The sequence below is a fragment of the Arthrobacter globiformis genome (genome assembly GCF_030817195.1).
GTDB lineage: Bacteria > Actinomycetota > Actinomycetes > Actinomycetales > Micrococcaceae > Arthrobacter > Arthrobacter globiformis_D.
On the sequence record NZ_JAUSYZ010000001.1, the window covers coordinates 3,001,551 to 3,027,578 of the forward strand.

A 26,028-nucleotide genomic window follows, 5' to 3' on the forward strand; every position below is an offset into this window, starting at 1 on the left:
CAGTCTACCCCGGCGTTTTGGCCGCCCTCAGATCCACATTGGGCCTCAGATCCACTTCGGGGCGGCGGGAACCTCGGACAGCACCTCCGTCCCGAGGGCGGCGGTGACGCCGCTGGCGCCGCGGCCGGTGGCCCATTCGACGACGGCGGGCAGGGGACCGGTGATGATCGTCGGGTCAGGGGCGCTGGTGTCCCCGAACGTCAGATCGGTGCCGCTGACCTTGATGAACAGTCCAGCGTCGGTGCCGCGGGTTTTCCAGGCGCCGGTGATGTCCCGCAGCAGCCGCTCCAGGACCGGGGCGGGGATGTCGTTGAAAGTTGCCCCGTTGCTGAGGTCGACGGCGTGGATCCAGACTTCGCGGGTGCGCATCCAGACGATTTCCGATGCCGGGACGGTGCGGCCCTGGACGGTCTTCACTTCGTTGGCCCAGTCCCGGTCCGGCAGGTCGCGCCATTCGACGGACAGGTGCACGGCGGAGTGGTCGAAGAGGTTCCGCAGGGCGATCGGGGAGAGGGTGGCGCCAAAGTTGATCTCGTGGTCCCGGACCTCGGTGGAGGGATACATGGGTGTCTCCACCCCGGTGCCGGCCCATTCCGCCAGGCGGGCGATCGCGCGGGCGTTGTAGCCGACGTGGGCCACGACGTGACGGCGCGTCCAGCCGGGAAGGAGGGAGCCGCCGTCGAGCTCTTGGTCGGTGAGTTCGTTGAGTTTGCGGGCGAAGAACGCGGTGCCCCGCCGGGCCTGCAGGAGTTCTTCCTGCAGGCCCGGGTCGGTGGCGAGGTCGGTGCGGGCGACCATCAGGCCTCCTTGACCACGCGGTTGGTCAGCTGGCCCAGGCCATCAATGGTGGTGACCAGGGCCTGGCCGTCCTGCAGGTAGCGCTTGGGGTCCTGGGCGTGCCCCACGCCGCCGGGGGTGCCGGTGGCGATCACGTCGCCGGGGTTCAGCGTGATGATGGTGGAGATGTAGGAGACCAGATATTCGGGGGTGAAGACGAGGTCCCCGGTGGGGGTCTGCTGCTGGATGTCGCCGTCCACGGCGGAGGTCATGAGGGGCCCGGCGGTGAATTCGTCCTTGGTGACGAGGGCGGGGCCGAACGGGGTGGAGTTTTCCCAGGTCTTGCCCTGCAGCCACTGGACGGTGCGGAACTGGTAGTCGCGCATGCTGATGTCGTTCAGCACGGAGTAGCCGGCGATGTGGTCTGCGGCGTCGGCTTCGCTGATCCGGCGCCCGGTTTTGCCGATCACGACGGCGAGTTCGGCTTCCCAGTCCACCGTGTCGGATTCCTGCGGCAACGCGAGGTCGTCGTTCGGGCCGATCAGGGATTCGGCGTATTTGGCGAACAGGGTGGGGTGTTCGGGGACTTCCCTCCCCATTTCCTTGATGTGGTTCCGGTAGTTGTGGCCCACGCAGATGATCTTGCCCGGGGCCGGGACAACGGCCTCGAGGTCGGCGCCGTCGAGCGCGTGCGTTGCGCCGTTGGCCGCGTGGGCGATCGACTCCCAGGCGGAGTCTTTCAGAAGGGCGCCGACGTCGGTGAACCCGTCGATCTCGGTCAGGGTGTTCCCGTCCTGGCGGACGGCGACCGTGCTCGTGCCTTCGGGGAGGCGGAGGGTGAGGAGTCTCATTACTTGTTGCGTCCTTCGGTGTAGGTGCGGTTGAAGTTCAGTCGTTCAAAGATGGGGGCGTCGCTGAAGCGGAACAAATCAAATTCGGATTCGGCCTGCAGGGACCATTCCTGCCAGGACGGGACGACGAACAGGTCGCCCTTGGCGAGGTTCCGGGTTTCGCCGTTGAGAATGACGGTGCCGGTGCCTTCGAAGACCTGCCACACACTGGAACCGACCTCGCGCAGGGGCTCGGTGGCGGCGCCGGCGCGGAGCCGGTGGAACTCGGCGCGGATGGTGGGCATCACGTCCCCGCCGGTGGTCGGGTTCGAGTACCGGATGGCGGCGTGGCCCTGGGACACCGTGGCCGGGTGGCCCTCATCCTCCAGCAGCAACTGCTCGCGCAGCGCGGCGTCGGTGTGTTCCCACCGGTATGCGGCGATGGGGGAGTTGGTGGTGTCGTCCAGCCCGGACAGCGGGCGCAGGCCCGGGTGGGCCCAGAGCCGCTCGGAACGGGAGATGTCCGGGGTCGCCTCGTCGGTGACGCGCTCGGTGCCGAACTCAAAGAACCCGGCGTCGGCGTAGTGCACGAACGGGATGTCCAGCCCGTCGATCCAAGCCATCGGCTCATCGGTGTCGTTGTGGTGGCCGTGGAAGTTCCAGCCCGGTGTCAGCAGGAAGTCGCCGCGGGACATCCGTACCGGGTCCCCGTTCACCACCGTCCAGACGCCCTCGCCCTCGACGACGAAGCGGAAGGCGTTCTGCGAGTGCCGGTGCTCCGGCGCTGTCTCGCGGGCGCCGAGGTACTGGATGGCCGCCCACAGCGTCGGTGTCGCGTAGGGCGTGCCACCCAGCCCCGGGTTGGCGAGGGCTATGGCCCGCCGCTCGCCGCCTCGCCCGACCGGTACCAGGTCACCGGCGCGGGCAGCCAAGGGGTAGAGGTCGTTCCAGCGCCACACATGCGGGACAGCCTTCGGCGAAGGAACCATCGGCATCAGGTCACCAATCTCCGTCCACAGCGGGATCAGGTTCTCCGACTCGAAGTCCTTGTACAGCTGCTCCAGCTGCACGGCCTCCTCCGGGGTCGGCTCCGGGGCCACATGGGCGGCGGCAACTGATGCGTGGGTCGTGGTCTCGGCGCTGATGGACACGGGGGCCTCCTCGGTGAGTGCGAATACGTCTGGGCGCACTACCGAGACTAGGGAAGCTGCGGCTGTCATCCCCAGCATATTCTGGCATGCAGAATTTTGAGCCTGCCCGCTCGTTTCCGTCAGCCGGGCTCGGCGGGGTTGGCGGCGATGTCGATCTCCAGCTGCCGGCGCGTTTCCAGCATTGCCCGCACCAGGCCGGCGTCGAAGACGGTGCGGAACCTGGTCACCGGCGTGGCCACGGTGATCGCGCCCACCACCTCGCCCTTCCCGTTGTGCAGGGCCATGCCGAGTGCGCTGATGCCCTCCTCCGTTCCCTCGAAGTTGGCCGCGAAGCCGTTGCTGCGGATGGTTTCCAGCTCCCGCAGGAACGCCGGGTACTCGGCGTCGGGAATGCTGTCCCCGCCAATCTCGGCATTCTGGCTCCGGAAAAGCTGGTCAATCAGTGCCGGCTCAAGTTCGGCGAGCATGGCCTTGCCGCCCGATGCCCGGTTCGCCGGTAATACGGTTCCCTGCCTGTCGCCCACGCGAAGGGCGCTGGTGCCTTCGACCGTCTCCAGGAACCGGACCTTGGTGCCCACACGGATCATGAGGTTCACGGTCTCGTTGAGGCGGGAGCTCAGCAGTTCCATGTGGGGGCGTGCCACGTTGCGCAGCAGCCGGGTCCAGGTGACACCCGCCGGCCCCGCCCCCATCGCAGGTCCGGGGACGTAGCGCCGGGTCTCGTCCTGCACGGCGAAGCCCCGGTACACCAGCATGGCCAGGAGGCGGTGTGCCGTGGAGGGCGCCACGCCAAGTTCGCTCGCGGCGTCCTTGAGCCGCAGGCTGCCCCCGTCCCGCAGCAGTTGCAGGAGCTGCAGCGCGTTGTCCACGGCCTCGATCGAATACGTGGGTTTCCTCCTGAGCGGTGAATTCTGCATGCCAGAATTGTATTGGAGCGACGCCGCTTCAGCCATGAGAGTTGGTGGCATGAATCACACACCTTCCGCTGCAGCGCCGGAGCGGTCAACGCCGGAGGCAGCCCTCCCGCCGGCGCCGGCGCCCCGTTTCTCGAAACAGTCCGCCCTGGCCGTGCTTGTCTGCTGGCTGCTGGTGGTTTTCGACGGGTACGACCTCATCGTCTACGGCACCGTCCAGTCCTCCCTGATCTCCGAAACCGGCTGGGGACTGAGCAAGGCCACCGCCGGAACCATAGGATCCATGGCCTTCGTCGGCATGATGATTGGGGCGATCTTTGCCGGCCGGATGGCTGACTCCTGGGGCCGCCGCCGCACCATCCTGGGCTGCGCCGTGGTCTTTTCGGTCTTCACCATCCTGTGCGCTTTCGCTCCCAACGCCGCCGTGTTCGGCGCCCTGCGGCTCCTCGCCGGCATCGGACTCGGTGGCCTGGTGCCATCGGCCAACGCCCTCGTTGCCGAGCTGGTGCCCGCCAAATGGCGGTCCACCGTTGCCACCCTGATGATGTCCGGTGTCCCGATCGGCGGATCCATCGCCGCGCTCGTCGGCATTCAGATGATCCCCGTCTTCGGCTGGGAATCAATGTTCCTGATGGCCGTGCTTGCCCTGGTGATCGTGGTGCCGCTCGGACTGAAATACCTTCCGGAGACGCTGGCACCGCTCAGCGCCACTGCCGGCACAGCCAGCAAGGCCGCAGGCAGCGGGCGCACGGGCCAAGAACCGTCCGGCTTTAGTTCCCTGCTTCGCGCCCCCTACCTGGGGATCAGCGTGCTGTTCGCCGTAGCGACGATTGCCACCCTTTTCGCCTGGTACGGGCTGGGCACCTGGCTGCCCAACCTCATGCAGCTGGCCGGTTACAACCTGGGCTCCGCCCTGACCTTCGCCCTGGCCCTCAATCTCGGGGCGGTGGCCGGCTCGGTCATCACGGCCTGGGCAGGCACCCGCTTCGGACCGATCCCGACGGCGATCGCGGCCGCCGCTGTCGCCGCAGGAGCGCTGGTGGTCCTCGTGCTCGGGCCGCCTGTCGGCGTCGTGTACTTCATGCTGGTCCTCGCCGGCGTCGGCACGCACGGCACGCAGTGCCTCATCATCGCTGCCGTCGCCAGCCACTATCCGGACCATCTGCGGGGGACTGCGCTGGGCTGGGCGCTCGGCACCGGCCGGATCGGCGCCGTGGCCGCACCGCAGGTGGGCGGCCTCCTGCTGGCCGCCGGGCTGGGGGTCAGTTCCAATTTCCTGGCCTTCGCCGGAGCAGCCGCCATCGCGGCGGTGCTGCTGGCCGCCGTCGGCCTCAAACTCAAGTCAAAACTCTCAATTTCACCTTCACCAACAGGAGCAATCAATGTCTGAGCACGCCCCGTCCACCGATGTACCGTCCACCGATGTCCTCGTCATCGGAGGGGGAATGGCCGGCCTGGCCGGAGCCCTCGGGCTGCGTGAGAACGGCGCCAACGTCACCCTCGTGGAGCGGGCGCCGGAGTTCGGCGAGGTGGGCGCGGGGCTGCAGATGGCCCCCAATGCCTCCCGCGTCCTCCGGCGTTGGGGCCTGCTGGAAAAGGCGCTGGAAATCGGCGTCCAGCCCAAGCACCTGGTCTTCCGCGACGCGATCACCGGCGAGGAGCTCACGCGGCAGACGCTCGGCGGGGAATTTGCCGAACGCTACGGTGCGCCGTACGTCGTGATCCACCGCAGCGACCTGCACCGGGTCCTGCTCGAAGGCTGTGAAGCTGCCGGCGTGAAGCTTGTCAACGATGTCATGGTCGAGAGCGTTGAAACCGTCAACGGCCGGGGCGTGGCGCACACCGCGGCCGGTGTGGACTACGAAGCCGACGTCGTGATCGGCGCCGACGGACTCAAGTCCACCCTGCGTCCGCTCGTGGCCAATGACGAGCCGGTCTCGTCGGCCTACGTCGCCTACCGCGGCACCGTGCCCATTACGGAAAACACGCCGAAGGCGGACCTGGAGGACGTCATCGTCTACCTCGGACCGGACTGCCACCTCGTGCAATACCCGCTGCGCAAGGGCGAACTGCTGAACACTGTGGCCGTCTTCAAGTCCCCTTCCTTCGAACGCGGCGAAGAGCAGTACGGGGGAGTGGACGAGCTCGAGGCTGCCTACAAGGACTGCGTCCCGGCCGTCCAGGATGCGCTGAAAAACCTGGGCACCAGCATGCGCTGGCCCATGTACGACCGCGATCCCATCGAAAACTGGGTCGCCGGCCGGATGGTGCTCATGGGAGACGCCGCCCACCCGATGCTGCAGTACCTCGCCCAGGGCGCCTGCCAGGCGCTCGAGGACGCGGCCGTGCTGCAGGATGCCAGCAACGGCACGGTGTTCACCCCCGACGGCGTCAACCCGGCAGGCTGGGATGACGCCATCCGGGAATTCAACAACCTCCGCGCCGGCCGCACAGCCCGGGTCCAGCGCACCGCCCGTATCTGGGGCGAATCCTGGCACGTGTCCGGACTGGCCCGGACGCTGCGCAACCTGCTGTTCAAGAGCCGGCAGGACAACAACTTCCAGTACAACGACTGGCTGTACGGCCAGGACGGCGACGGCGTTCCGGCCGCAGCGGTTCCGGCGTCGTCCGTGCGGGCAACGGTTCCGGCGTAGGGACCGTACTGGGCAGGGCCGTGCAGTCTGAAAGCCCCGTGCAGTCCGAAAGCATTGCCCCGCCCGGCGGGCGTTCCGTAGCGTTGGGTCCATCGCCGGTAACAGGCGTGGGAGGGATGCCGTGGGAAATGCCGCGCCGAATGGGGACCCAGCGCTGAACGGAGGCCCTGGGGCCAGGGTCACCCTGTACCTCGACGTCGACGGCGTCGTGTGCCCGTTCGGCCCCACGGGAACCACGCCCTGGGGCTCAGCCTGGCACTATGCCTACGCCGGGATGCTGGAAGTGGCTTACGCGGCGGAGCTGGTGGCGGCCCTGAACCGGCTGTCGCTCTGGCCCGGGCTCCGCTGCGTCTGGCTCACCAGCTGGGAGGAACTGGCGCCTGCGGTGCTCTGCCCGGTCACCGGACTGGAAGGAGGCTCGTGGCCGGTGCTGACCGCCGACGGGGCCGGAAGCGGCGCGGAGTGGTGGAAGCTGGAAGCCATCCAGGCGGATGTGGGCAGGAACACGCCGGAGCGGATCATCTGGGTGGACGACCAGCTCGCCTTCGAGGGCCGGGCGCAGGCGTGGGCACGGATCCTTGGCCGGCGTGCCTTGCTGGTCTCGCCGGATCCCCGGACCGGCCTGTCGCCGGGCGGACTGGAAAGCATCCGCGCCTTCGTCCGTCGCCTGGACCGGCAGGTGTGAGCGCCCCTGGGCGTTGCAGGTTGGACCTCGCCTGCAGGGCGCGTACCATCGATAAGGTTTCAAGCCCGCCCTGCAGCTCCGCTACCCCCACCCTGAGACGTTTCCTAAAACACCGGGTGAACTATGCTGTGCAGTGCAGGCAGGGGAAGTGGAACTGCTGAACGTAGACTCTGCAGATTGGGCAACAGGTGGACATCACCTTCATGGTGGCGCTGGTCATTGCGCTGGCATTATTTTTCGACTTCACGAACGGTTTCCATGACACCGCGAACGCGATGGCCACCCCCATTGCCACCGGTGCCATCAAGCCGAAGACTGCGGTTGCCCTCGCGGCGGCCCTCAACCTCGTTGGCGCGTTCCTGTCCACGGAAGTCGCAAAAACGGTGTCGGGCGGCATCATCCGCGAAGGGTCCGGCGGGGTCCAGATCACCCCCGACATCATTTTCGCGGGTCTGATGGGCGCCATCCTGTGGAACATGATCACCTGGCTCAAGGGGCTGCCCTCCAGTTCATCCCATGCGCTCTTCGGGGGCCTCATCGGGGCCGCGGTCGTCGGCATCGGCTTCCAGTCCGTCAACCTCGAGACGCTGCTCCAGAAGGTCATTCTGCCCGCCGTGTTCGCTCCGGTCATCGCCGGACTTGTGGCCTACGTTTGCACCCGCATCGCCTACGCGCTGACGTCCCGGCATGATCCCGAGACGGGCAGCAAGCTGACGCAGAAGCGCGGCGGCTTCCGGAACGGCCAGGTCTTCACCTCCAGCCTGGTGGCGCTGGCCCACGGCACAAACGACGCCCAGAAGACCATGGGAATCATTACCCTGGTGCTGATCGCGGCGGGAACGCAGGAGCCCGGCTCGGGCCCGCAGCTCTGGGTGATCGCTGCCTGCGCGCTAGCCATTGCCATCGGCACCTACGCCGGCGGCTGGCGGATCATCCGGACCATGGGTGCGGGACTGACCGAGGTGAAACCCGCCCAGGGCTTCGCAGCCGAGTCGAGCACGGCCTCCGCCATTCTGGCCTCTTCGCACCTCGGCTTTGCCCTGTCCACCACCCAGGTGGCCTCCGGATCTGTGATCGGTTCGGGAATGGGCCGCCGGGGCACCACGGTGCGCTGGGGCATGGTGGGACGGATCGCCGTCGGCTGGCTCTTGACCCTGCCCGCTGCTGGCATCGTGGGAGCATTGACTGCGCTGCTGGTGAAGACCGGCGTTGCCGGTGTGGTGATCGCGGCCGTGGCCGGCACAGGGGCGGTGCTTTACATGTTCCTGGTATCCCGCAAGTCCCAGGTGGGCCATCACAATGCCGTGGAGGTCGAAGAAGCAGGGCAGGCAGTCCGCTGGGCAAAGAAGAAGGCCCTCGCCAGGGCACGCGCCGCCGAGCGCGCCAAGAACAACAACCCGAAGGGCCCGCAGCGATGAAGTGGCTGGAACTCGTCACCGTAGCCGGTGCCACCCTGGTCGCGGCAGTGACCGTTGTGGTCCTCTATTCCCTCGGCGTCAGGCTTACTGCCATCGCCGGTGACCGCCAGGTTGCCGCGCCCGGCTGGGTCAAGTACGTCTCCTACGTCTGCTTCGGTCTCTGTGGACTGGCAGTGCTGTTCGGGCTCTACCTCATCATCCCGTACTTCAGCAGCTAGCCAGCCGCCTCTGGGAAGAGGGAGCCGGACTGGCTAGGCTGGGCGCATGCCCAGCGTCCAGTATTACGTCGCCTCCTCCCTCGACGGCTTTATCGCCACCGCAGACGACGATCTTGCCTGGCTTTTGCAGTTCGACGGCTTCGAAGGCGGCAAGGAAAGCTACGAAACCTTCATGGCCGGCGTCGGCTGCATCGTCATGGGCGGGACCACCTACGAGTGGCTGATGGAACACGAACCCGGCAACTGGCCCTACCCCGGCACGCCCTGCTGGATCTTCACGCACCACGAGTTCAGCGCCCCGCCGGGCGCAGACATCACGTTCGTGCGCGGTGAGGTGACCGAATTCATCGACGATCTCTGGCGTGACGCCGGCGGCAAAAATATCTGGTTGGTGGGCGGCGGCGAGCTCGCCGCCCAGTTCGCCGACGCCGGCCTGCTGGACGAACTGATCGTCTCGGTCATCCCCGTGGTGCTTGGCGGCGGAAAGCGGCTGCTTCCCCTCGTCCAGGGCCCGACGGCGCCACTTGAGTTGCAGGAGGCACGTCCCCAGGGGCGGGGGATCGTGGAGCTCCGGTACAGCTGGCCTGCGCGCTAGCTTCAGGGCGCGCTCGTCGTCTGTCTAGGGTCTTTCTGTCTGCGGTTTTTCTGCCTACCGGCCCATGTCCCGGATGAGGTTGGTGATGCGTGCCGTGGACAGCCTGCGCCCCTGCTCGTCGGTCATCACGATTTCGTGGGTGGTCACCGTGCGGCCGAGGTGAATGGCCGTACAGGTCCCGGTCACCGTGCCGGCGGAAACGGCGCGGTGGTGCGTGGCGCCAACCTCGATGCCCAGCGCCTGGCGGCCGGGACCGGCATGCATCCCGGCGGCAAACGACCCCAGTGTTTCGGCCAGCACCACGTGTGCGCCGCCATGCAGGATGCCCGCCACTTGGGTGTTCCCCTCCACCGGCATCGTGGCCACGCAGCGTTCGGGGCTCATCTCCAGGAACCGGATCCCCATCTTCACCACCAAGGCACCGATGCCGTAGTCGGCAAGCCAGCCGTGGAGGTGTTCCGGGACGCCGGCGGCAAACAGCTCTTCCCTGAACTCTGCTTCCGCGGTGGCTTCCACCGCAGCTGGCGCTTCAACCGCGGCAGGCGTTTCGCCGGCGGAGCGTGCTTCCGCCGTCGGGCCGGCCTCTGTGGGGCTGGCCTCACCGGCGGGCCCGGGCGTGAAATTGTCCATCATGGCAACTAGGCTGGCACCTGTGAGTGAAACAACCAAACCGGCCCCAATTCCGTCCACAACCCAGACCCTTCAGGACATCGAGGTGTCCTCGCCGGACGCCCCGTCGGTGTCGGCCACCGTGGCCCCCGTTATTCCCCTGACGGAGCAGCCCCGGCTTCTGGTGCTGGACGGGCACTCCATGGCATTCCGGGCCTTCTTCGCCCTCCCGGCCGACAAGTTCTCCACTGCCCGGGGCCAGCACACCAACGCGATCCACGGCTTCACGTCCATGCTCATCAACCTGATCAAGGAGCAGAAGCCCACCCACATCGCGGTCGCCTTCGACGTCTCGGATGACACCACTCACCGCAAGGCCGAGTACAGCGAGTACAAGGGCGGCCGCAACGAGACGCCCCGGGAAATGAGCGGCCAGATCGACCTCATCGACCAGGTCATGGGTGCGTGGGGCATCAAGACCATCAAGATGCCCGGCTACGAGGCGGACGACATCCTGGCCACGCTCGCAGCCATGGGTGAAAAGGCCGGCTACGAGGTCCTGCTCGTGTCCGGCGACCGTGACGCGTTCCAGCTCATCACCGACAACGTGTTCGTGCTGTACCCGAAGAAGGGTGTCAGCGACATCCCGCGCATGGACGCCGCCGCCGTTGAGGCAAAGTACTTCGTCAGTCCCTCCCGCTACTCCGACCTCGCGGCCCTGGTAGGCGAAACCGCGGACAACCTGCCGGGCGTCCCCGGCGTCGGGCCCAAGACAGCAGCCAAGTGGATCAACCTCTACGGCGGCCTCGAAGGCGTGCTGGAACACCTCGATGCCATCGGCGGGAAGGTGGGGGACTCGCTGCGCGCCAACGTGGACGCCGTCAAGCGCAACCGGAAGCTGAACCAGCTGCACACCGACCTTGACCTCCCGGTGACGCTGGACGAACTGGCTGATCCGCGGCCGGACCAGCAGGCGCTGGAGGAGCTCTTCGACGAGCTCGAATTCAAGACCATCCGCACCCGGCTCTTCGATCTTTACGCCAGCGAGGCCCCGGCGCCGGAGCGCGAAGCCCTGGAGACCAGGGACTTCACCACGCTGACGGACGCCGGCGCGCTCCGGGCCTTCCTCGAGGCCGGGGCGGGTCAGCGCTCTGCCCTCGCTGTGGACGTGCTGCCCGGCCGGATCGGTGAGGACGCGGACGCCGTCGCGATCGTGCGCGACGATGCCGCGGCCTACGTGGACCTCACCACGCTGGACGCCGAGGCGGAAAACGTGCTGGCCGGGTGGCTCCGGGACGCGGGGTCCCCGAAGGTGACGCACGGCTACAAGGCGGCGCTGAAGGCACTGGCGAACCGCGGGTTCGGCCTGGAGGGCGTGGTGGATGACACGTCCATCTCCGGCTACCTCATCCAGCCCGACCGCCGCACCTATGAACTGGCCGAACTGGCCCAGTTCCACCTGAACATCCACATCACGCCCGAGGCCGCCAAGGCGGGCCAGCTGGAACTGGCATTCGACGACGACGCCGCCGCGGCGTCCGGCGCGCTGGTCCAGGTGGCCGCCGTCGTCCACAAGCTGAGCCGGTACTTCGAATCGGAACTGAAGGAACGCAAGGCCGAGGACCTGCTGGCCACGCTGGAGCTGCCGGTGGCCCGTGTCCTGGCGGACATGGAGACGGCCGGCATCGCCGTCTCCCTGGAGCTGATGGAGGAACAGCTGGCGGATCTGGCCAGGGTGATCGACGACGCCCAGGAACAGGCATTTGCCGCGATCGGCCACGAGGTGAACCTCGGTTCGCCGAAGCAGCTGCAGACCGTCCTCTTCGAGGAGCTGCAACTGCCCAAGACCAAGAAGATCAAGTCCGGCTACACCACGGACGCCGCTTCCCTGAAGAACCTGCTGGAGAAGACCGGGCACGAATTCCTGGTCCAGCTCATGGCACACCGTGAATCCGCCAAGCTGCGGCAGATGGTGGAGACACTCAAGAAGTCTGTGGCGGAGGACGGGCGCATCCACACCACCTACGCCCAGAACGTGGCCGCCACCGGGCGCATCTCGTCCAACAACCCCAACCTGCAGAACATCCCGATCCGCAGCGAGGAAGGCCGCCGCGTGCGTGGCATCTTCGTGGTCAGTGACGGCTACGAGTGCCTGCTGTCCGCCGACTACTCGCAGATCGAAATGCGGATCATGGCGCACCTGTCCGGGGATGCCGGACTGATCGAGGCCTACCGCGAGGGGGAGGACCTGCACCGCTTTGTCGGCTCGTCCATCTTCCACGTGCCGCCGGCTGAGGTCACCAGCGCGATGCGTTCCAAGGTCAAGGCCATGTCCTACGGCCTGGCCTACGGTCTGACGTCCTTCGGGCTGTCCAAGCAGCTTGAGATCTCGGTGGACGAGGCCAGGAACCTGATGAAGGATTACTTCGACCGGTTCGGTGCCGTGCGCGACTACCTCCGCGGCGTGGTGGACCAGGCCAGGGTGGACGGCTACACCGCCACGATCGAGGGCCGGCGCCGCTACCTGCCAGACCTCACCAGCACGGACCGGCAGCTGCGCGAGAATGCCGAACGCATTGCCCTGAACTCGCCCATCCAGGGTTCCGCCGCGGACATCATCAAGCGCGCCATGCTGGGCGTGCATTCGGAACTCGCCGCACAGGGGCTGAAATCACGCATGCTGCTGCAGGTCCATGACGAACTGGTGCTGGAGGTGGCCAGGGGCGAACGTGAGGCAGTCGAAAAGCTCGTCACGGAGCAGATGGCCGCCGCCGCTGAACTCAGCGTTCCGCTGGAAGTCCAGATCGGCGTCGGCACCAGCTGGTACGACGCCGGCCATTAGCCTAGGCTCGGGATTGTGCCTGATCTGAGCGCTGACTATGAAATCCGCCGGTTCCAAGCGGCGGCCAAAGACGATCCTGCCTACGAGGAGTCGGTTGCCTGGATGCGGGCGGTAGCTTTCGGCTTCCACGAAGCCCGGCGCAGCGACGAACGCGTGGACACCAGCATCGAGCTGCAGCGCACGGACCACCGCGTCATGACCGGCGTGTACCAGACAGGAACTGTTGCCGGTCACTCGCTCGGCGCCGATGTACCCGTAGCCACCTTCGGCACAATGACCAAAACCCTGAACATCGGGTTTGGCAGGCTGCTGGATACCCGGCTGGTGACCGCCGTGACGGTCCGGACCTCCCACCGGCGCCGGGGCCTGCTGCGCCGCATGATGGGGGAGGACCTCGCCCTGGCCCGGGCGGAAGGCCTCGCGATGGCAGCCCTCACGGCCTCCGAGGCCTCGATCTACGGGCGGTTCGGGTTCGGCGTCGCGACGTCCGAGCAGTCCGTGAAGGTGGACACCACGGCGCGTTTCAGGCTCAACCACACGCCGGTGGGCAGCGTCGAGGTTGCCGACCCCAAGGTTCTCCTGGAGCTGGCTCCGGGAGTCTTCGACCGTGTTCACCGCAGCACGCCCGGATCGATCGGCCGGCATGAGTTCTACCGGCAGTTCGCCTCGGGTTCAGTCAGCCGCGACGGCGGCGAGGACCCGAAGGTCAAGGTGGCGCTGCACTACGGGCCAGGCGGCGACGTGGACGGCTACGTCTCCTACAGGTTCGCCGGCTGGTCCAGCGCCCCGTACACGATGGAAGTCGTGGACCTGGTCGCGGCGACCGCGGCGGCGTACCTCGAGCTATGGCAGTACCTGGCCGCCATCGACCTCGTGGAACGCGTCACCTGGGAGGAAGCGCCGGTGGATGACCCGCTGCGGTGGGCCCTCGAGGACGCGCGCTGTGTGGAGGCGTCGGCGGCGCGGGACATGCTTTGGCTGCGGATCCTGGACGTGAAGCAGGCGCTGGAAGCCCGGCACTATCCGGCTGACGGCCGGTTGGTTCTGAAAGTCAAGGACCCCCTCGGACTGACCGGAGGCACCTTCGCCCTGGCAGTTGATGGCGGCAACGCCGTCGTCACGGCCGCGGAGGACGGCGCGCCGGACTCCAGTGTGCCGGATCTCAGCGTGCCGGACCTCAGTGTGCCGGACCTGGAGCTGGATGTGGCGGCGCTGTCCGCCATCTACCTCGGTGGGGTCAACCCCGTGACGCTGGCGGCCTCGGAGCGCATTCTGGAGCACACGCCGGACGGGGCGTTCCGCGCCGCCCGGATGTTCGCCGTCGAACGTGCGCCACACTGCCTGACGCATTTCTAGCGCTTTGACCCCGCTTCGCGCTTGCCACTAGAATAAACGGGCGTGTACTACGTGCACGTTTTTTATTCAATCCACAAAATCAGGATGACCAGGCACTTCCCTGCGAGGTGCCCGCACCTGCGCCTGCGTTCCATAACGCAGGCGCGGCGGTTTGCCTGACCGACTAACTATCCACAACGGAGCCCCTACTACATGACCATCACCTCCACCGAGAAGCCCGGTACCCCCGTAGTCGCGATCAACGACATCGGTACCGCTGAGGACTTCCTCGCAGCTGTCGACGCGACCATCAAGTACTTCAACGACGGAGACCTCGTCGAAGGTACCGTCGTCAAGGTCGACCGCGACGAAGTTCTGCTCGACATCGGTTACAAGACCGAAGGTGTCATTCCCTCCCGCGAGCTGTCCATCAAGCACGACGTTGATCCCGGAGACGTCGTCTCCGTTGGCGATCAGGTCGAAGCCCTGGTGCTCACCAAGGAAGACAAAGAAGGCCGCCTGATTCTCTCCAAGAAGCGTGCTCAGTACGAGCGCGCCTGGGGCGACATCGAGAAGGTCAAGGAAGAAGACGGTGTTGTCACCGGTACCGTCATCGAGGTTGTCAAGGGTGGTCTTATCCTCGACATCGGTCTGCGCGGCTTCCTGCCCGCATCCCTCGTCGAGATGCGCCGTGTGCGCGACCTTGCTCCGTACATCGGTCAGCAGATCGAAGCCAAGATCATCGAGCTGGACAAGAACCGCAACAACGTTGTGCTGTCCCGCCGTGCATGGCTCGAGCAGACCCAGTCCGAGGTCCGCTCCACGTTCCTCAACAAGCTGGAAAAGGGCCAGGTCCGTCCCGGCGTCGTTTCCTCCATCGTCAACTTCGGTGCCTTCGTGGACCTGGGCGGCGTAGACGGCCTGGTTCACGTTTCCGAGCTGTCCTGGAAGCACATCGACCACCCGTCCGAGGTTGTCGAGGTTGGCCAGGAAGTCACCGTCGAGGTCCTCGAAGTGGATCTGGACCGCGAGCGTGTCTCCCTGTCGCTCAAGGCTACGCAGGAAGACCCGTGGCAGACCTTCGCCCGCACCCACGCCCTCGGCCAGGTTGTTCCGGGTAAGGTCACCAAGCTCGTTCCGTTCGGTGCGTTCGTTCGCGTCGAAGACGGCATCGAAGGCCTCGTCCACATCTCCGAGCTGGCTGTCCGCCACGTTGAGCTGGCCGAGCAGGTTGTCTCCGTTGGTGACGAGCTGTTCGTCAAGGTCATCGACATCGACCTCGAGCGCCGCCGCATCTCCCTCTCCCTCAAGCAGGCTAACGAGGGCGTGGACGCCGACAGCACCGAATTCGATCCCGCTCTGTACGGCATGGCCGCTGAGTACGACGAAGAGGGCAACTACAAGTACCCGGAGGGCTTCGACCCGGAGTCCAACGAGTGGCTTGAAGGCTACGAGAACCAGCGCGCAGCCTGGGAGCAGCAGTACGCTGACGCCCAGACCCGCTGGGAAGCACACAAGAAGCAGGTTGCCCAGCACGCTGCCGACGACGCTGCAGCTGCAACGTCCGGTGACAGCGACTCCGGCACCACCAGCTACTCCTCCGAGCCGGCTGCCACCGATTCCGGTGCAGGCACGCTTGCTTCGGACGAGGCTCTTGCAGCACTGCGCGAGAAGCTGACCGGCAACTAATTGCCCGCTGCTTAGTTGGCCTGTGCTTATTTGGCCTGTGCTGGCTGAACGCCAGCACAGCTGAACAGCAGTAAGAAGGTGGCCGTCCCCGAAAGGGGGCGGCCACCTTTTTGTTGCCGGCACTTGTGTTGTGCAGGCTGCCTGGATTGGCGGTGTCAGGCGGTCTGGCCGGCGTGCTCGCCTTCGGCGATCTCCTCCAGCACCTTGTTGTTGAAGGCGGGGAGGTCTCCCGGGTTCCGGCTGGTCACGAAGCCCTGGTCAACCACGACGTCCTGGTCGCTCCAGTTGGCGCCCGCGTTCCGAAGGTCCGTGGCCAGCGTGTGGTACGAGGTGAGGTTCCTGCCCTTGACGACGCCCGCATCGATGAGCAGCCACGGGCCATGGCAGATGGCGGCCACGGGCTTGTGCTGTTCAAAGAAGCTGCGGGCAAACGCCTGCGCGTCCTTGTCCACCCTGAGGTGGTCGGCGTTCACCACGCCGCCCGGAATCACCAGAGCATGGAAGTCCGAGGCGTTGGCGTCCTTAAGGGTCAGGTCGACGTCGAAGGTATCGCCCTTCTCGACGCCCTCAAAACCCTGGAGTTTTGCGCTCTTCGGTGCCACCAGGACAGGCTCGCCGCCGGCGTTTTTGACGGCGTCCCACGGACTGGTCAGTTCAATCTGCTCCACGCCGTCCGTCAGCAGGAACGCTACTCTCTTGCCGGTGATGTCGTGCTCTGACATAGGTCCTCCTTTTCCGAGTGATGCCTTACAGGTCCACCCTAGGAAGGCAGAAACTCATAAGCAAGCTGATTATTCGTTCGGCCGGCCGTCAGTGCGGGACGTCAATCCACTCCGTGCCCTCGCGCTGGAGGGCCGCGCTTCCGGCGGTCAAGGCGGCCAGCCGGTCGGCGGCCGCCGCCAGGTCATCGGCAGCATCCGGCAGGGCGAGCCGCAGCACCGTGGACTGGGCTTCGTAGCCGGTTTCCGCCATCGCGTAGCCCGCGCTGCGGAGATCGTTCTCGAGCCGCCCGGCCGCGGCGTGCGGCACCCGGACGGCACAAATGCGGAGCCGCCTGCGTTGCACCAGCGGAGCCAACTCGAGCGCCGTCGAGACGGAATCGGAGTAGGCGCGCACCAGCCCGCCGGCTCCCAGCAGTATCCCGCCGAAATAACGCACGACGACGGCACTCACGTCGCTGAGGTCCGTCACCCCGGCGGCAGTTTCCCGCCGGAGAAGGGCCTCCAGCATGGGGATCCCGGCCGTGCCCGAGGGTTCGCCGTCATCGCTGGAACGCTGGATGTCCCGGTCCGGCCCAAGCACGAAAGCCGAGCAGTGGTGGCGTGCGTCATGGAACTCGCGGCGGAGTTCGGACACCAGGGCGCGGGCATCTTCTTCGGTCGCCGTGCGGCGCAGCACGGTGATGAACCGGGAGCGCTTGATCTCGATCTCGTGGAGGAATCCGTCCCCCGCAGCCAGGGTGGTGTACGCGGACTGCCTGCTTTGTGTCGTCTCTGTCACTGATGGAACTGCCTCTTCTGCCACCGGTTCAGTTTAGTCTTGGGGAGTGCTGAAGATTGGGTTGACGGGCGGCATCGCCTCGGGGAAGTCGCTGGTGGCAACACGCCTGGCGGAGCTGGGGGCTGTGCTCGTCGACGCCGACGCGATCGCCCGCGAAGTCGTGGAACCGGGCACTCCGGGCCTGGCCGCCGTCGTGGACGTGTTCGGCCCTGAGATCCTCGACGGCGAGGGCCGGCTCGACCGGCCGCGCTTGGGTGCCATCGTGTTTCAGCAGCCGGAACGGCGTGCGGAGCTCAACGGCATCGTCCATCCGTTGGTCCGGGAGCGCGCCGCGGCGGTGATAGCGGCCGCGCCGGAGGACGCGGTGGTGGTGCAGGACATCCCGCTGCTGGTGGAAACCGGACAGCAGAGGAACTTCCACCTCGTCCTGGTGGTGGATGCGCCCGAGGCTGTCCGGCTGCGGCGCATGACCGAGCACCGCGGAATGACTGAAGCGGATGCCCGTTCGCGGATGGCCGCCCAGACGTCCCGGCAGGACCGGCTCGCCGCAGCGGATGTGGTCCTCACCAACTCGGGCACGCGCGAGGAGCTGCTGGCGGCGGTGGACGGGCTGTGGAACGGGCGGCTGCTGCCGTTCGCGCGGAACATCAGCCAGGGCGCAGTGGCCGCCCGCAGCGGCGCGCCCGTCCTGGCCGCGCCGAACTCCGACTGGCCGCGCCAGGCTGCCGGGCTGGCCGAGCGGCTGAAGGTCGCGGCGCCGGAGGACGTCCTGGCTGTGGACCACATCGGGTCGACGGCGGTTCCCGGCCTCGAGGCGAAGGACGTCATTGACCTGCAGCTCGCGGTTGCGGACCTCGCGACGGCAGACCGGATTGCGCCCCTGCTGGGTGCCGCGGGGTTCCCGCTCTGGCCGGGCATCCTGATGGACAGCCCTCACGGACGGCCCGATCGTGCTGCCTGGTCCAAGCGCCTGCACGGCAACGCCGATCCCGCGCGTCCGGTAAATCTCCATATCCGGGTGGCAGGTTCACCGGGCTGGCGCTTCGCCCTCTGCTTCCGCGACTGGCTGCGGGCCGACCCGGCCGCGCGGGAGGAGTACGCAGCGGAGAAGCGCCGGGTGGCAGCCCTGCACGCCTCCGACGCCAACACCTCCGGCTATGCCGACGACAAGGAGGCATGGTTCCGCGATGTCGGGGCTCCCGGAATGGAACGGTGGGCCGAAAGCAGCGGCTGGCAGCCGCCGTCGTACGTTTCCACCTCCGCCAACGCGGCCCAGGGGTGACAGGTACAGCCCAAAGCTGAATCAGGGGTTTGCTGTCAGTGGCTGGCGGTAGATTAGACGCATGAGTCTTGCGCAGGAGATCAACCGCGTCGTTGCCCCCTTCGAGGTCATCAGTGAGTTCCAGCCGGCCGGTGACCAGCCGGCGGCCATCGCCGAACTCACCGAACGCATCAAGAACGGTGAAAAGGACGTGGTCCTGCTGGGCGCCACGGGCACCGGCAAGAGCGCCACGACGGCGTGGCTGGTGGAGCAGGTGCAGCGGCCCACGCTTGTGATGGTCCAGAACAAGACCCTCGCGGCCCAGCTGGCCAACGAGTTCCGCGAGCTGCTGCCCAACAACGCGGTGGAATACTTCGTCTCCTACTACGACTACTACCAGCCCGAGGCCTATGTGGCGCAGACGGACACCTTCATCGAGAAGGACTCCTCCATCAATGAGGAAGTGGAACGGCTTCGCCACTCAGCCACCAACGCCCTGCTGACCCGCCGCGACGTCATCGTGGTGGCCACGGTGTCCTGCATCTATGGCCTCGGCACACCCGAAGAGTACATCGCCGGCATGGTCACTCTCCGCAAGGGTGATGAGATGAACCGCGACGACCTCCTGCGGAAATTCGTGTCCATGCAATACGTGCGCAATGACATGGACTTCCACCGCGGTACCTTCCGCGTTCGCGGCGACACCGTGGAAATTATCCCGATGTACGAGGAACTGGCCATCCGGATCGAGTTTTTCGGCGACGAGATTGAGAACATCCACACGCTGCATCCGCTGACCGGTGAAGTGATCCGGGACGAGGAGGAAATGTACGTCTTCCCGGCCTCGCACTACGTCGCCGGACCCGAGCGCATGGCCAGGGCAATCAAGCGGATCGAAGACGAACTTGCCGACCGGCTGCAGGTCCTGGAAAGCCAGAACAAACTCGTCGAAGCCCAGCGGCTGCGGATGCGCACCACGTACGACCTCGAGATGATGCAGCAGATGGGCTTCTGCAACGGCATCGAGAACTACTCCGTACACATTGATGGCCGTGCCCCCGGTACGGCTCCGCACTGCCTCCTTGACTATTTCCCCGACGACTTCCTGCTGGTGATCGATGAATCCCACGTCACCGTCCCGCAGATCGGCGCCATGTACGAGGGCGACATGTCCCGCAAGCGGAACCTGGTGGACTTTGGGTTCCGCCTGCCCTCCGCCATGGACAACCGTCCACTCAAGTGGGACGAATTCCTCCAGCGCGTCGGCCAGACCGTTTATTTGTCCGCCACTCCCGGAAAGTATGAACTCGGCAAGGCTGACGGCTTTGTCCAGCAGATCATCCGGCCCACCGGCCTGATCGACCCTGAAGTGGTCGTCAAGCCGACCAAGGGCCAGATAGATGACCTGCTCGGTGAAATCAAGACGCGGACAGAGAAGAATGAACGTGTCCTGGTCACCACGCTCACCAAGCGGATGGCGGAGGACCTGACCGACTACCTGCTGGGCCACGGCGTGAAGGTGGAGTACCTGCATTCGGACGTGGACACGCTGCGGCGCGTGGAGCTGCTCCGCGAACTCCGGATGGGAACGTTCGACGTCCTGGTGGGCATCAACCTGCTCCGAGAAGGCCTGGACCTGCCCGAAGTCTCACTGGTGAGCATTCTGGACGCCGACAAGGAAGGCTTCCTGCGGTCGTCCACCTCGCTGATCCAGACCATCGGCCGTGCCGCACGTAACGTCTCCGGACAGGTGCACATGTACGCCGACCGCATCACGGACTCCATGGCCCACGCCATCGAGGAGACCAACCGGCGCCGCGCCATCCAGGTGGCGTACAACACGGAAAGAGGCATCGATCCGCAGCCGCTGCGGAAGAAGATCGCCGACATCACTGACCAGCTGGCCAAGGAAGACGCCGATACCCAGGAGCTGCTCAACAACAACCGCCTCGTTAAGGGCGCCAAGCGCGGTAAGTCCGCCGCCAAGGGCGCGGCCACCGTCCGCGCCGACGGGCTGGCAGCGGCACCTGCGGAGGACCTGGTGGGGCTGATCGAACAGCTGACCGAGCAGATGCACGGAGCGGCCGCCGAACTGCAGTTCGAAGTGGCTGCCCGGATCCGCGACGAGGTTTCCGAACTCAAGAAGGAACTGCGCCAGATGCAGTCGGCCGGGCACGCCTAGCCGGACATCACCAGGCGACGCCGGTACGGGGCCACGCCGTCATCTGGCGCGCCGGGCGCCGCCTCTAGGGTAAAGTTGAGGTCACGTAGGGGAGTATCCCAAGCGCTACGAACGTCAACACGCAGGGCACAGATGCCCTGCCGGGCGTAGCGGGCAGCCACATCAGCACCAAGTGCACAGGTTCGCCGGAGAGACTTACACCGGTTTTTTGTACCCTGCGAAAGGCATTTTTGTGGAACTTCCCGTCTGGTTCGAGGTCGGCTCGTTCGTCGTCCTCGGCATCATCCTCCTTATGGACCTGCTTCTGGTAGTGCGCCGTCCGCACGAACCCTCGATGAAGGAAGCCGGCCTCTGGGTGGCCTTCTACGTGGCACTGGCCCTCGTGTTCGCCGGTGCCATGTTCATGTTCACGGGACCCGAGTACGGCAGCCAGTTCGTGGCCGGCTGGGTGACTGAGTACAGCCTCAGCATCGATAACCTGTTTGTCTTCATCATCATCATGGCCCGCTTCTCGGTGCCGCGTAAGTACCAGCAGGAAGTGCTGATGGTGGGCATCATCATCGCGCTGATTCTGCGCGGCATCTTCATCATGCTCGGCGCCATCGTGATCGAGCAGTTCAGCTGGGTCTTCTACATCTTTGGCGCCTTCCTGCTGTGGACCGCCTGGAAGCAGGCGCAGGACGAGGGCGAAGACGAAGAGGACAAGGAGAACGCCCTCATCAGCAAGCTCCGCAAGGTCATCCCGATGTCCGAGAAGTTCGACGGCGGCAAGCTGCGCACCACGGTGGACGGCAAGAAGGTCTTCACCCCGATGGTGATCGTCTTCATCACCATCGGCATGACCGACCTGCTGTTCGCCGTCGACTCCATCCCGGCCATCTTCGGCCTGACGCAGAGCGCCTTCATCGTCTTCACCGCGAACATCTTCGCCCTGATGGGCCTGCGGCAGCTGTACTTCCTGCTCGGCGGCCTGATGAACCGCCTCATCTACCTGAAGCACGCACTGTCCATCATCCTGGCCTTCATCGGCGTCAAGCTGATCCTGCACGCCATGCACGTCAACGAACTGCCGTTCATCAACGGCGGCCACCACATCGAATGGGCCCCGGAAATCCCGACGTATGTGTCCCTCGCGGTCATCATCGGCACCATCATCATCGCCGTCATCGCCAGCCTGGTGAGCTCCGGCGCGCAGAAGGCCAAGCTGGACGCCCGCCTCGAGGAGGACGCCCGGAAGAGCCTGAGCGACGTCGACTAGGTCCTCCTGATCCGTTTCGGCAGAAAAGCAACCCCGGCCACCTGATGGCCGGGGTTGCTTTGTCCTGAGGCTTTGCGTGGGGCAGGCTTTGTTCGTGGGGCTTAAGTGTGCGTTCGCGCTGGACTCAGCGGGCGGCGCGCACCATGCCGAGCAGGCGCCCGAAGATGGCCTCACCGTCGTCGGCGATGCCGTCGTGGTGGAACTCTCCGGTTTCCCAGGTCTTCAGCTTGCGGACAGCGGCGGCGGTTTCCAGGGAGAGCCCGTGGTCCACGTAGATATCGTGGCGGTAGACGGCGGCGGCCGCCGGCACGATGTTGGCGGCCAGTTGGGCCGTGTCGTAGAGCGGCTTCCAGTCAGCCTTGGCCGCCAGCAGTTCCGCCACCTCCTTGAGGGGACTCAGGGCGGGATCCTGCTCGAAGTACCAGGGGTAGACCATCTCGCCGGTCAGGAGTATCTCGGCAGCGTCCGGGCTGAACTCCGGGAACTCCTCGAGGACCCGCCAGGCCGCCCAGCCCGTGGCCGGGCCCTGGCCGTAGATGGATTCGTGCATCAGCGCGTACAGGGGGTTGGCTGCGCGCGAGACCAGGGTGCGGACCTGCTCCAGGAACGGGTCGGAGAGCCGGGGACCCTCGCGCGTCGCTACGAAGGCGTCCTCCAGCAGGTTGTGCAGGTTGTCCACCCGGGTATTCCCGCCGAAGAAGGATCCCACCATCTGGAACCTTTCCACGGTGAGGGGGGAACCGTCCGGGAGGTGTTCGGCCGTGCTGCGGAGGTGATTGGTGACCCGGTTTACGGTTTCCCGGTCCTCGGGGTACCAGCCGAAGTACTCTGCGTTGCGGGCTGCCACCCGCTTAAAGGTCTCGCGGTAGACCCGGTCGGGGGATCCCGTCAGCGGGGCAAGCCCGCCGGTGATCAGCACCTCGCGCAGGCCGGTGGGCGCGAACGACAGGTAGGTGAGCGCGCAGAAGCCGCCGTAGCTCTGCCCGTAGACGGTCCACGGTTCCGCACCGAGAGCCTGGCGGATGAGCTCGGCGTCGGCAACGATCGAGTCGGCCCGGAAGTGCTCGAGGTACCTCGCCTGCGCCGCGGCATCCCCGCGCAGCGGCAGGGTGTTGCGGTCAATGGGGGAGGATAGCCCGGTTCCCCGCTGGTCCAGCATCAGGATGCGGAAGTCCTTTGCGGCTGCCTTGCTCCAGCCGCCCAGCGACGCGAAGCGGTTGCCCCGCCCGCCGGGGCCGCCCTGCAGGTACAGCAGCCACGGCAGGTCGGCCGCCTCGGCCTCGCTGTGCTCGGCGGACACGTACTCGCGGGCGAAGACTGTGATGGTCTCTGCCCCGTCTTCCCCGTCCGGGGCGGCAAAATGGTCCAGCGGAAGCGTGAAGTAGTGTTCCGCCGTGCGCATGCCGCGGAACTTGTGCCGCGCGCGGACTGTATGGACCGGGTCCTTGCGCACAGCGGTGTCCAGCGTTGCCTCAGCCATGGACACCGACCTCGCTGCGGCTGCCGAATTCGGCCAGCGCCGTTCCGGTCAGCCGGAACGTGGACCATTCCTCCATGGGGAACGCACCGAGCTTCCGGTAGAAGTTGATGGACGGTTCGTTCCAGTCCAGTACACTCCATTCGACGCGCGCGTAGCCACGTTCGACGGCGGTCGCCGCCAGGTGCTGCAGGAGCGCCTTCCCGTGGCCCTCGCCGCGTGCCTCAGGGGTGACGTAGAGGTCCTCCAAGTAAATCCCGTGTACGCCCTCCCAGGTTGAATAGTTCAGGAACCAGAGTGCGAAGCCACGCACCTCGCCAGCATCGTTCTCGGCCATATTGGCGTACACGCGCGGGTCGCTGCCGAAGAGCACCTCGGTGAGCATCTCGGGGGTGTTGCGGACGGCCTCCGGCTCCTTTTCGTATGCTGCCAGCTCGTGGATCAACTGCAGGATTACGGGAACATCGGCGGGTGTGGCGGGACGGATTACACTCATGAATCCGAGCTTACTGCGTCCGGGCTTGCCGGATCAGGCCAGCGGCATGCCGGCAGGATGCCAGCTGCGTATAGGCTGTTGATTCCAATGACCTATCAACAGCGCAGCGACCCCTCCGGAGAGGGTGGGCAAATGGCGGCAGGCCCGGATACTGACCGGCTTCTGGCCGCTGTGAAGCTGTCCGGCGTCGACCTTCGCCAGGCCGACATTTTGGAGGAGAGCGAGCGTCAGCGGGCGGCGTTGTTCGACTCGGGGATCCAGCGGGACAGGTTCCTGGCCGGGCGCATTGCGTTGCGTCGCCACGCCGCCCAGGTGGCGGGGACCGGGGCCGGAGCACTGCGGGCCGACTACGTCTGCCGGGAGTGCGCCCGGGACGACCACGTGCATGGAATGCCCAGGTACCGGGCCGGCCCGTCCGGGCAGACCGTCCTGGCGAGCCTGAGCCGTGCGGGGGACTGGTGCCTGCTGGCAGCGACAACCGACGAACAGGTGCTGGGAGTCGGCGTGGACCTCGAGGACAGCACCGCCGCAGGTTTCGAGGGGTTTGGAGCGGTTGCCCTCTCGGAGCGCGAGCGGGAATACCTTCACCGCGTCGAGCCGGCGCTCCGGCCGGCTGTCCAGACAAACCTGTGGACGCGCAAGGAGGCAGTACTGAAGGCGCTTGGCAGGGGTTTGGCCGTCGTCGACCCGGCTCTCGTGGACGTTGCCGGTTCCGTTCCCCTGCTGCCAGGCCAGGTGGCGGGAACGGGTGGGCCTCTGATGGCGGTTGAGCCTCCGGTGGGGCGCCGGAAGGGCCGCCCTCCTCGCTGGGTGGTCGATGCTGTGGATCCGGGTTCAGTGGGGCTGCCGCTTTCATTCACTGCAGCAGTGGCACTTGTCGTGAAGCCTCGTAGTTAGCTGCAGCCCCTTGCAACTACTCTTAATCAGGGCGGGCCATCATCGCGAAGGCAACCGTGACGTAGCCCAGGGCACCCGCCATGTCGTGCAGCAACTGCCGGTCGATGTTTGAAATGTCGTCGCAAGCCCTGTGATAGCACGGATCGTGCTCGTCGTTCTCAACGCCGCCGAACTTTTCGACCTGTTCTGCCGTCTTCCCGTCTTCGTCTCCGGTGAACAGACCTCCCGTGGGGATGCCGGCTTTCAGGAAGGGGTCGTAGTCGGAGTCGCCATCTTCAAATTCCGTGGGCTCGGTCGCCAATCCGTTCTGCGCGAAATAGTCCAGGAAGGTGCGCTCGATTACGTCCGAGCCGGCCGGACCGGCAACTCCGAAACTTGAGCCATCACCGTCGTGGACGAACCGTCCGCCGTTGGGCGATGCGACCATATCCAGATTCAGGTTCAGCATGGTCTGCGTGTTTTCCTTGTTGCTGAGCGAGTCCACGTAATGCTTGGAGCCCAGCAGGTCCACCTCTTCGGCGCCCCAGAAGGCAAAACGCACCCGGTTCTTCGGCTGAATGCCCGTTTCGGTTATCCAACGGGCTGTTTCAATCATGGCTGACACGCCGGTGCCGTTGTCGTTGATCCCGGGTCCGCGGCGCACGGAGTCGAGGTGCCCGCCCACCACGATGGTCTGCGCCGGATCACCCGCAGTATCCGCGAGGATGTTGAAGGTCTGCACGTCCGCCTCGCGGTCGTCGTCCCGGTAGGTGAATACCTGCCTCACCGGCTTGTAACCGGCGGCGCGCAGCTGTTCCTCAACGTAGCGGCCGGATGCTTCGTAGCCGGAAGTGCCCGACGCCCGGTTTCCACCCGCCCCGTCGGCAATTTTTTGCAGCGCCTCAAGGTGCTTCATCAGGTCCCTCTTGGCGAACGCCGCGTTTACCTGGCTCGCTGCCGCCTTTGGCGCGGGCGGGACCGTCTCCGGCACTTGCGTAGGCACTGGCGTGATCGTAGGCCGTGGTTCCAGAGGCGATTCTTCCGCCGGTACAGTCACAGCTGGCGGCGCCTCAAGCGGCGCCCTCGCGGCCGGCGCTGAACAGGCCTGCAGCAGCATTGCGATCCCGGCGACGACGGCGAAGGCCTTGGTCTTTTGCATCCGGCCTCTTGAGCGCAACGCGTCCATGATTGAAAGCTACCGCTGCCTTGAGGAGCCCGGAAGGTCTTTGACAAGAGTCAGGTAGAGCTCTACCTAATACCG

Annotated in this window: 23 protein-coding genes; 13 read left to right on the plus strand and 10 right to left on the minus strand. The window is 66.1% G+C overall.

All coding sequences use genetic code 11. The features are described from left to right. Nucleotides 1–45: 45 nt before the first annotated feature. From QF036_RS13565 to QF036_RS13580, 4 genes are all read right to left on the minus strand, one after another. Nucleotides 46–798, minus strand: coding sequence for a maleylpyruvate isomerase family mycothiol-dependent enzyme (locus QF036_RS13565; RefSeq protein WP_307102622.1), 753 nt, complete (start codon nt 796–798; stop codon nt 46–48). After that, on the minus strand, nt 798–1,628 hold the full coding sequence (locus QF036_RS13570; RefSeq protein ID WP_307102624.1) for a fumarylacetoacetate hydrolase family protein: 831 nt from the start codon (nt 1,626–1,628) through the stop codon (nt 798–800). The genes QF036_RS13565 and QF036_RS13570 overlap by 1 nt, the downstream gene beginning before the upstream one ends. After that, entirely contained in the window at nt 1,628–2,758 is a 1,131-nt protein-coding gene (locus QF036_RS13575) for a cupin domain-containing protein (RefSeq protein WP_307105919.1), read from the minus strand. Before QF036_RS13575 ends, QF036_RS13570 begins: the two co-directional genes overlap by 1 nt. Before the next feature lie 119 nt (nt 2,759–2,877). Then, the gene (locus tag QF036_RS13580) at nt 2,878–3,675 is read right to left on the minus strand and encodes an IclR family transcriptional regulator (protein WP_307102626.1); all 798 of its coding nucleotides are present in this window, start codon (nt 3,673–3,675) and stop codon (nt 2,878–2,880) included. A gap of 49 nt (nt 3,676–3,724) precedes the next feature. Between QF036_RS13580 and QF036_RS13585 the strand changes: the two genes are divergently transcribed. From QF036_RS13585 to QF036_RS13610, 6 genes are all read left to right on the plus strand, one after another. Beyond that, nucleotides 3,725–5,062: an MFS transporter gene (locus tag QF036_RS13585; protein WP_307102629.1), complete on the plus strand. Its 1,338-nt coding sequence runs from the start codon at nt 3,725–3,727 to the stop codon at nt 5,060–5,062. Then, the gene (locus QF036_RS13590; protein WP_307102631.1) at nt 5,055–6,326 is read left to right on the plus strand and encodes an FAD-dependent oxidoreductase; all 1,272 of its coding nucleotides are present in this window, start codon (nt 5,055–5,057) and stop codon (nt 6,324–6,326) included. Before QF036_RS13585 ends, QF036_RS13590 begins: the two co-directional genes overlap by 8 nt. Nucleotides 6,327–6,447: 121 nt before the next feature. Then, nucleotides 6,448–7,011, plus strand: a complete 564-nt coding sequence (locus tag QF036_RS13595) for an HAD domain-containing protein (protein ID WP_307102633.1) — start codon at nt 6,448–6,450, stop codon at nt 7,009–7,011. 188 nt (nt 7,012–7,199) lie between these two features. Further along, nucleotides 7,200–8,429: an inorganic phosphate transporter gene (locus QF036_RS13600; RefSeq protein ID WP_306923467.1), complete on the plus strand. Its 1,230-nt coding sequence runs from the start codon at nt 7,200–7,202 to the stop codon at nt 8,427–8,429. Next, entirely contained in the window at nt 8,426–8,647 is a 222-nt protein-coding gene (locus tag QF036_RS13605) for a hypothetical protein (RefSeq protein ID WP_307102635.1), read from the plus strand. Before QF036_RS13600 ends, QF036_RS13605 begins: the two co-directional genes overlap by 4 nt. A gap of 46 nt (nt 8,648–8,693) precedes the next feature. Further along, nucleotides 8,694–9,242, plus strand: a complete 549-nt coding sequence (locus QF036_RS13610) for a dihydrofolate reductase family protein (RefSeq protein WP_307102637.1) — start codon at nt 8,694–8,696, stop codon at nt 9,240–9,242. Nucleotides 9,243–9,296: 54 nt separating this feature from the next. Here the strand turns inward: QF036_RS13610 and QF036_RS13615 are convergent, their stop codons facing one another. Beyond that, entirely contained in the window at nt 9,297–9,875 is a 579-nt protein-coding gene (locus tag QF036_RS13615; RefSeq protein WP_307102639.1) for a hotdog fold thioesterase, read from the minus strand. 19 nt (nt 9,876–9,894) lie between these two features. Here QF036_RS13615 and polA point away from each other — a divergent pair, with 19 nt between their 5' ends. The 3 genes from polA (at nt 9,895) to rpsA (ending at nt 15,717) form a co-directional block, all read left to right on the plus strand. Next, nucleotides 9,895–12,693: a DNA polymerase I gene (gene polA, locus QF036_RS13620; protein ID WP_307102641.1), complete on the plus strand. Its 2,799-nt coding sequence runs from the start codon at nt 9,895–9,897 to the stop codon at nt 12,691–12,693. 24 nt (nt 12,694–12,717) lie between these two features. Next, on the plus strand, nt 12,718–14,049 hold the full coding sequence (locus tag QF036_RS13625) for a GNAT family N-acetyltransferase (RefSeq protein WP_307105921.1): 1,332 nt from the start codon (nt 12,718–12,720) through the stop codon (nt 14,047–14,049). Between the two features lie 192 nt (nt 14,050–14,241). Further along, nucleotides 14,242–15,717 (plus strand): 30S ribosomal protein S1, encoded by a 1,476-nt coding sequence (gene rpsA, locus QF036_RS13630; protein ID WP_159632080.1) that lies wholly within the window; start codon nt 14,242–14,244, stop codon nt 15,715–15,717. Between the two features lie 155 nt (nt 15,718–15,872). Here the strand turns inward: rpsA and QF036_RS13635 are convergent, their stop codons facing one another. Both QF036_RS13635 and QF036_RS13640 read right to left on the minus strand, forming a co-directional pair. Then, a complete protein-coding gene (locus QF036_RS13635) occupies nt 15,873–16,439 on the minus strand; it encodes a type 1 glutamine amidotransferase domain-containing protein (protein WP_307102645.1) in 567 nt (188 codons plus the stop codon). 88 nt (nt 16,440–16,527) lie between these two features. After that, nucleotides 16,528–17,217: a YigZ family protein gene (locus QF036_RS13640; RefSeq protein ID WP_307102646.1), complete on the minus strand. Its 690-nt coding sequence runs from the start codon at nt 17,215–17,217 to the stop codon at nt 16,528–16,530. A gap of 46 nt (nt 17,218–17,263) precedes the next feature. Here QF036_RS13640 and coaE point away from each other — a divergent pair, with 46 nt between their 5' ends. From coaE to QF036_RS13655, 3 genes are all read left to right on the plus strand, one after another. Further along, nucleotides 17,264–18,499, plus strand: a complete 1,236-nt coding sequence (gene coaE, locus QF036_RS13645; protein ID WP_307102648.1) for a dephospho-CoA kinase — start codon at nt 17,264–17,266, stop codon at nt 18,497–18,499. A 61-nt stretch (nt 18,500–18,560) separates the two neighbouring features. Beyond that, entirely contained in the window at nt 18,561–20,660 is a 2,100-nt protein-coding gene (gene uvrB / locus QF036_RS13650; protein ID WP_307102649.1) for an excinuclease ABC subunit UvrB, read from the plus strand. Between the two features lie 232 nt (nt 20,661–20,892). After that, entirely contained in the window at nt 20,893–21,918 is a 1,026-nt protein-coding gene (locus QF036_RS13655; protein WP_307102651.1) for a TerC family protein, read from the plus strand. Between the two features lie 124 nt (nt 21,919–22,042). Here the strand turns inward: QF036_RS13655 and QF036_RS13660 are convergent, their stop codons facing one another. Together QF036_RS13660 and QF036_RS13665 are read right to left on the minus strand one after the other, a co-directional pair. Then, a complete protein-coding gene (locus tag QF036_RS13660; RefSeq protein WP_307102653.1) occupies nt 22,043–23,398 on the minus strand; it encodes an alpha/beta fold hydrolase in 1,356 nt (451 codons plus the stop codon). Then, on the minus strand, nt 23,391–23,891 hold the full coding sequence (locus QF036_RS13665) for a GNAT family N-acetyltransferase (protein ID WP_307102655.1): 501 nt from the start codon (nt 23,889–23,891) through the stop codon (nt 23,391–23,393). The genes QF036_RS13660 and QF036_RS13665 overlap by 8 nt, the downstream gene beginning before the upstream one ends. A gap of 87 nt (nt 23,892–23,978) precedes the next feature. On the opposite strand from QF036_RS13665, the gene QF036_RS13670 reads away from it, so the two are divergent. Then, nucleotides 23,979–24,788 (plus strand): 4'-phosphopantetheinyl transferase family protein, encoded by an 810-nt coding sequence (locus tag QF036_RS13670; RefSeq protein WP_307102658.1) that lies wholly within the window; start codon nt 23,979–23,981, stop codon nt 24,786–24,788. A 22-nt stretch (nt 24,789–24,810) separates the two neighbouring features. On the opposite strand, the gene QF036_RS13675 is transcribed toward QF036_RS13670, so the two are convergent. Then, complete coding sequence (locus QF036_RS13675) at nt 24,811–25,884, minus strand: M20/M25/M40 family metallo-hydrolase (RefSeq protein ID WP_307102660.1); 1,074 nt, start codon at nt 25,882–25,884, stop codon at nt 24,811–24,813. Nucleotides 25,885–26,028 lie beyond the last annotated feature (144 nt).